The organism is Nostoc sp., from assembly GCF_036919495.1.
In the GTDB taxonomy this organism is placed as follows: Bacteria; Cyanobacteriota; Cyanobacteriia; order Cyanobacteriales; family Nostocaceae; genus Nostoc.
This window is the reverse complement of record NZ_JBALBZ010000082.1, coordinates 20,517-27,618: the sequence shown is the minus strand read 5'-3', so window position 1 is coordinate 27,618 and position 7,102 is coordinate 20,517. Positions and strand designations below refer to the sequence as shown.

6 protein-coding genes are annotated in these 7,102 nt (G+C 39.5%); 2 read left to right on the top strand and 4 right to left on the bottom strand.

The features are described from left to right. The coding region (locus tag V7K25_RS12080; protein ID WP_335158161.1) for a pentapeptide repeat-containing protein at positions 1–450 on the top strand (450 nt) is incomplete at its 5' end. Between the two features lie 203 nt (positions 451–653). Continuing rightward, a complete protein-coding gene (locus V7K25_RS12075) occupies positions 654–1,094 on the top strand; it encodes a pentapeptide repeat-containing protein (RefSeq protein ID WP_335158159.1) in 441 nt (146 codons plus the stop codon). 70 nt (positions 1,095–1,164) lie between these two features. Here the strand turns inward: V7K25_RS12075 and V7K25_RS12070 are convergent, their stop codons facing one another. The 4 genes from V7K25_RS12070 to V7K25_RS12055 all read right to left on the bottom strand — a co-directional run bounded on the left by V7K25_RS12070 (position 1,165) and on the right by V7K25_RS12055 (position 7,024). Next, positions 1,165–2,505, bottom strand: coding sequence for a TldD/PmbA family protein (locus tag V7K25_RS12070; RefSeq protein ID WP_335158157.1), 1,341 nt, complete (start codon positions 2,503–2,505; stop codon positions 1,165–1,167). 274 nt (positions 2,506–2,779) lie between these two features. After that, positions 2,780–4,252 (bottom strand): TldD/PmbA family protein, encoded by a 1,473-nt coding sequence (locus V7K25_RS12065; RefSeq protein ID WP_335158155.1) that lies wholly within the window; start codon positions 4,250–4,252, stop codon positions 2,780–2,782. Between the two features lie 600 nt (positions 4,253–4,852). Continuing rightward, on the bottom strand, positions 4,853–5,680 hold the full coding sequence (locus tag V7K25_RS12060) for a glycosyltransferase family 2 protein (protein ID WP_335158153.1): 828 nt from the start codon (positions 5,678–5,680) through the stop codon (positions 4,853–4,855). A 39-nt stretch (positions 5,681–5,719) separates the two neighbouring features. Beyond that, a complete protein-coding gene (locus V7K25_RS12055; RefSeq protein WP_335158149.1) occupies positions 5,720–7,024 on the bottom strand; it encodes an NAD(P)/FAD-dependent oxidoreductase in 1,305 nt (434 codons plus the stop codon). Positions 7,025–7,102 lie beyond the last annotated feature (78 nt).

The window sequence follows — 7,102 nt, the reverse complement described above, 5'->3', positions numbered from 1 at the left end:
GGATTTAATTATCCTATCGCTGCGGAAGTAATCAGAATTTTCGTGCAATATTACGTTGCCAAAATTGTTAAGCAATATTTCGCCAACAGTGTCTTGAAAGGTGCTAACCTAATGAACGCTAGACTGGAACGGTCAAATCTCATTGATGCCGAACTTACAGGTGTTAACTTGTATGGTGCAATTATGGCAGATGCTAAACTGACTAGATGCCAGATGAGTGGAGTAAACCTGAGTTTTGCAAGGCTAAATAGAGTTGATTTAAGTCGGGCTAACCTGCGTGGGGCTAACCTCACTGAAGCAGACTTGGTTGATGCCTATCTTGCTAGAACAAACTTGACTGGTGCTAATTTAAGTAAAGCAAATCTAATCAGAGCAGAAATGAGTAGTACAAATCTGACTGGTGCAGATTTGCGTGGTGCGGTCATGCCTGATGGAACAATTAACGACTAAAAATATATAGCGGTTTGCAGTTGTTGCAGTTGAGTCCAATAATATTAATATTAGTCCGATCGGACTAGCTTAAAGAAGAATACCTAATCTCATAGATATTATATATTCCTCCGATCGCATGAGTACAGAATTCTGTAATATTGGCACACTGGTATCGTAGAAGTTCAAAAATTTAATGACTTCTAGAAGTGTCGGAGGTAAATATGAAACGAATTTTTTTGACGGCAGCAGCCATACTCAGCACGCTATCTTTAGCTGCTCCCGTTTCCGTCAAAGCAGAAAACTCCGCCCCTGTCCGGCGCTTGCTGGAAACTAGAGAATGTTCTGGATGTAATTTAACAGGAGCAAACCTCAAAGGCGCTCACCTGATAGGTGTTGACCTCAGAAATGCAAATTTAAAAGGGGCTAATCTCGAAGGTGCTAATTTAGAAGGTGCTGATTTAACTGGTGCAAATTTGAAGTCTGCTAATCTCACAAAAGCATTTGTCAGCGATACTATCTTAAATAACGCTAATCTTACCAACGTTAATTTGAGTAATTCCCGTTTATATAATAGTGACGTAGATGGCGCTGTTATGGCTAATATTGATTTAAGCGGTGCTGATGTATTTAATACTGCCATTAGCATTGGTGGTGAATACTAATGGTGAATAATGATTTCAAAGTGATGAGTTAAGAGTTATATTCAACTCCTAACTCTCTACTTTTTAACTTTTACTCACCAGTAATTGACAGTTCATTAACCCAAATTTTCGGGCAAACTCCCCCTGGGGTTAATTCTGGCTCTTTTCCTACACAAATAATTGACTTCAGGACTTCCAAGAAATCGCCAGCAACAGTTGCTGACTCAATACTTGTCCTGACACCCTTATTAACTAGCCAACCATCAAACGGCAAAGAAAACGAACCTTGCAAAGCTTTAACTCCAGCATGGAGAGCTTGTAAATCATCGATAAAAATCACATTTTCAGCAGTTTCTAAACTTAACTCTTCTTCAGTAGTTGCTGTTGAAAAAACGTGATAAAAATTGGGACTAACGCTTACTTTTGCCCCAATACTGGCATTACCTGTTGGCTGGGTATTGAACCTTTTGGCAGTGCCTGCACTGTGGAGAAAGCTTTTTAAAACACCATTTTCAATCAGTGAAATCTGACGAGTAGGAGTTCCTTCACCATCAAAACTTTCTGCGCCTACATTAGCTGGGTGCAGTGCATCATCAAAAACTGAAAGCAGAGGAGAAGCAATTTCCTTACCTAAATCATCAGCAGTAGATAAGCTTTGATTATCCAAAATACTTTGAGCGTTGAACAAGTTAGAAAAACCACCCAACAGACTTAAGAAAGCTTCCGGTGAAAAAACAACCCGATATTTACCAGTTTTAATTTTTTCATAATTCAAGTGACTGATAGTTTTATCTGCGGTTTCTTTGATGCAACCATTAATGTCTAGATTATCTAAATTATGGTTGATTCTAAAAGCACCTGCACTGCGAGGTTTTTTTCCTTCTTCCTCAGTTTTGCTGTAAAGATAAACTGATGCTAAAGAATGAGATTCAGTTCTCACTGCACCTTCGCTATTGAGATAAAACCTGTCAATATCTCTTTGCGATAACCCATTATAAGGCACACCTTTAATGGCTGGATGAGCTGCTAGTAATTCTTTTTCAGCTACCAACAATCTTTCTATAAGTTCAGCAACAGGTGCTTGGGGTGTCTTATCTTGGGGTTTATTTTCAATAGGAACAGTAGCTTCTGGACTAAAATCAGGAACATTTTCCTTAACACCAAAGAAACTGGCTTCGTAGGCAGTTTTCAAAGCTAATTCCAGTCCCTTGGGGTCTACATCTGTGGTGCTGGTGACACCCATTGTATTATCTTCATTCCAGACACGAACAGTAACACCAGAGCGGTTTGAGGCTTTGACTTGTTTTGGCTCACCTTGGTCTACTTGGACGCTAGTATCATCTACTGTTGAGCCATAAATGTCGAATTTCTTAATACCAAGCTTCTTAGCATTGTCCTTGGCAGAATTTGCAATCTCATTGATATTTGGCATAGTCAATTTTGGATTTTGAATTTTAGATTGGAAGCAATTTTATTTTGGATATTAGATTTTGGATTTTGGATGTTAAGTAAGCTGTTCCACAAAAAATTTGCTTGTATTTCTTGGGCGGGCGAGACGCCCACCCTACAATTGAGCATTATGCTAGATGTGGTTGAGCTTATAACTTATGAGCTTATGACTTATATTTGTCTCGTAGCTTTCTTTTTATTGACGTAATATCCTGATCATTTACAATCCAAAATCCAAAATATCAAATCCAAAATTATTATCTTCCCCCGACGGTAATAGAATCAACCTTGATGTGGGGTTGTCCTACTGTGGTGTAAATACTGCCACTGACGGAACCACAAAAACCTGGTGCAATTTCCAAATCTTGGGAACACATGGAAATTTTATTCATAATTTCCTTCGCTTCACCGATAAGAATTGCTCCCTTTAGCGGTTTGGTGATTTTGCCATTTTCAATCAAATAAGCTTCATCAACACTAAAGTTAAATTGGCCTGTAGCACCAACGCTTCCGCCACCCATCTTTTTACAGTAAATACCTTTATCAACCGAGGAAAATAAATCATCAATGCTATATTCGCCAGAATCAATATAAGTATTACGCATCCGGCTAGCAGCAGCAAAGGTATAATTTTGGCGGCGTCCACTTCCAGTTCTAGGGTGTCCGGTGCGTGCAGAACCTGTTCTATCTGCTAAGAAGTTTTTGAGAACGCCTTTTTCAATTAACAAGGTTCTTTGAGCAGGCATACCTTCGTCATCCATGTCAATTGTCCCGAAGGCATTTTCAGACCGCCCTTCATCCCAGGCTGTCAAACTTTCGTGGGCAATTTTTTCGCCTTTTTTGTCAGCAAAGGGAGTGGTATTGCGTTCAATTTGAGTGGTTTCTAACAGGTGTCCGCAAGCTTCGTGGAAAATTACGCCGCCAAAGTGATTGGCCATAATAATCGGGTAAGTACCTGATTCTACATAATCGGCGTAGAGCATTTTGCCAGCAGATTCTGCTATTTTTTCGGCGGCTTGTTGAGAATCCCAAGTCCTCAAGAAGTTGGCATCGCTAGTGTTACCAGCGCGTTCAGCGATGGAAGCACGATTAGCACCATCAGCACACAACAGGTTAAATCCTACTGACTGGGTGAGGCGAATGTCACGCGCAAAAGTGCCATCACTGGCGGCGATTAAAACTTCTTGCCAATCCCGGAAATAGGTAGCACGGCGCGATTGGACGTGGCTAGCTTTTTGCTTCAGGTTGGCAGTACCATCAAGGAGGACTTCTCCCATTTCTCGGATGGAACTACACACTGGTAGCCAAGCATCTTTACCTCTTTTGGTGGCGTAATCTCTTAATAATTCTAGGTTGATTTCTGGGATGAAAGCTTTAGCAGTGGGTAGTTGCAATCCCAGGATAGAAAGACCTTTTTCTAAAGCTGCTTTCAAACCGGAAAACGAAAGGTCATTAGTGCTAACGTAGCAATCAGCTTTGCCACGAAATACTCTGACTCCCGCGCCTGTAGACAGACTGGGTGAAATACTAGTGATGGAGTCGTCTTCTGCAAGAGAACTAATATAGTTGCGACGCTCTAAAAATAATTCGATGAAGTCAGCACCTGCGGCGCGTCCTAGTCCCAGGAGGGTAGCCAGGGGGGCTTCCCAGGTTTCATCGAAACGCTCTGGTGTGGAGGAATATTGGAGGGTGGGAAGTTGATTCGAGAGAAGTAGCGTACTTGTAAGCATGGGTAGCCTCGTCTGCTGGCGTAGTTCAGAGATTTGACTGAAAAATCCTGGTGTGTTCAGTCTAACAAATCAGTGAAAGTCAGAGTCGGTAATTAAGTAGTAGGGGTTTCCTCACCTTGGAAATTTATTTCCCTCTCTTAAGCGTGAGTGAAATATTTAAGTAACGCCCTTTGGAGAGCGATGCAATACTGGGTGTAATGTTTATATGATATCCCCTTGATTACTAATTAAACCCGAAGAACCCCATCCCGCCAAAGCTACGCTTTGTCTCCCCTAAGAGCAAGCGAATAGGGGATTAATGGGTAGGGTGTAATGGCTATGTGGTTAGCATAACTATTTTTGCGGACATGATATTTAGACGCAGAGAATCAGCAAACCAGAAAGTTAAAATATTCATACATAAATAATTGGAAGGCAGCCTTAGACTGTCTTCCAATTTCTTAAACTTTTAGGAAAGAATATCCATATATATCGGTAAAAGCAACAATTTAATCAAAGTTATTTTTGATTTATGCCTTGCTCATGCCTAGAATGATACCATTGATAAATTACCATTTTCCATCTAGTTAATTCTTGGTGAGAGCCTATTCTTTCTCAGCTTTATTTACGATTTGTCATTTTCAAGGGAATTCTTACTGTTTCTTGCTGATTAAAAGTCTGACCTACATTAGCAGTAGTTGGCGCTGGCGATGTTAAATTCTTAAACAATACCTTTAGAGTTCGAGTAATAGTTTTAATAATTTTCATTTTGCTGGCACTTGGCTTTTCATCATATCTCAAAACCATTGGAATTTCTACAATTTTTGGTTTGAGCGCTTTGGCTTTCAGCAATAAATCTATCATGCAAGCAAATCCACTTTCAGTGAATAAACTATCGCCATAATAAATATCTAGTTTGCTGACGAAAGTACGATTATACAGTCTGTAACCACAAGTGTAGTCTCTTACACCTGGTACATGGGCGGCAAATCTAAAAAGCCAGCTTGCTCCGTAGCTCATCACCTCTCTGAATTTTGATAAGCCTATGACTTTGGAGCCTTTTCGATATCTAGATGCGATCGCAATATCATAGCTACCAGCTATCATTGTCTCATACATCTTGATTAATAGTTCTGGTGGTTGAGTGTTATCGCAATCCATTGCGGCTAAAAAATCACCTTCTTTAGAAATTTCTAAGAAAGTTGTGAAACCTGTTTTAATTGCTTGACCTAAACCAGCATTTTTGGGATGTTGGACTAATTTCAGTGATATCCCCAGCGATTGAGATTCTTCTATTGCAGTCTGAGCAGTTGCATCCTTGCTACCATCATCAACAAGAATCAGCCGGATATCCATATTAGATATTTGCTGCAATACCTGAAACTTTTTGAACAAGGGGCGAATTGATTCTTGCTCATTGTATGCGGGTAAAAGAACAAAAAGACTCATAAGTACCTCGTGTAATTTTCAAAATATTATTCTCTAAGCTTAAGAATTAAGTAATGTTGATTTCTTGAGAAATTCATCAACCTGCCGGACGACTGCGTTGTTATTGACGCTATCATTGACCAACTGTGAAGTATTGACGACGAAAAAATCATCGTTTTCAGTACTCACTTTTGGAACAAGGCTTGAATAATTTAAAACTTGTAGTGGCTGTACTTTAATAGCTCGATTCATGTGTGCTGCAACAATATCATCTGCTTTGAGTTCTGGGAACATCAAACGTATACCCTGGAAAAATACTTGGCGCAATTCATCATCTGGCTGTTTTAATAACGGGTCAGTGGAAAGTATATATTTTGGTAGGAATGTCATGTGATATCCTGCTGTTTCTTGCAAAGAAACTAGGTTACTCATGCCGATAACTCCAGTAAAAGGAACATTTCTATCGGCAATATTTACTACGTAATAAGGAATTAAAGCCTTGCGAGTAATAAGTACCATGCAGATTACGCCCAGGTATTCTACTGTTTCACCTGTCTCTGAAACTTTCACCAGTTCTTTTGCAGCAATCTGTTGCAGAATATTAACTGGGCCAGTAAAAATGACTTTATCAAAATGTTCCTTTTTGCCCTGATATTCTACCCCCATTCCCCCCTCTGGATGAGGTGCAATATATTCCACCGCAACGCCTGTGTGGATATGACCCCCAGCCGTGTAAATTAATTTTTCTATATGATCAAAAACAGTTTTGTAACCGCCTGAAACATAACCAAGTTGTTCTTTATTTAATGAAGAATCACGCGCTGAAAATAACCGTTTGATATAAGCCCAGATAAAAACTGCTGATATTCGCTTATAGTTCTCTCCTAATTTTGATAGAAGCAAGGGTTTCCAGAGCTTTTCGTATGTGCTTTTACCACCGAGTTTCAATAGCCAATCTTCAACTAATATCTTCTCTAAGCGTCGCCAGTTATTCAGGCGTGAACCATACAGTAGAGTGAAAGCTAATCTGATTTTACCTATAAGTCCAAACAGAGGAAAGCGCAAAAATTCTATAGAGTTACTGATAGAATAAAATTTTTGATTGTCGTAGAAGCCTGTTAAACTTCGATGCCAACGCAGCTTATCTCCAAGACCAATATCTCGGAGAAAATTTATTAAATGAGTATCAGAAGGGAGGATAACATGATAAAACCGATCCCAGGTAAACAACCCATAATCATGATAAGTGGTAAGTCCACCAAGCTGCTTATTACTGTCGAATACAGTTACTTTATGTCCTTGATTTGAAAGACGTTGGGCTAATACTAGCCCAGTTATACCTCCGCCAATGATGCCTATATTCATAAATTTAATTTAGATTTTTGTAATGGTGGTTTTGAAATTATATTTTCAGAGAATTTTAGTATTAATATCCTTGCTGTC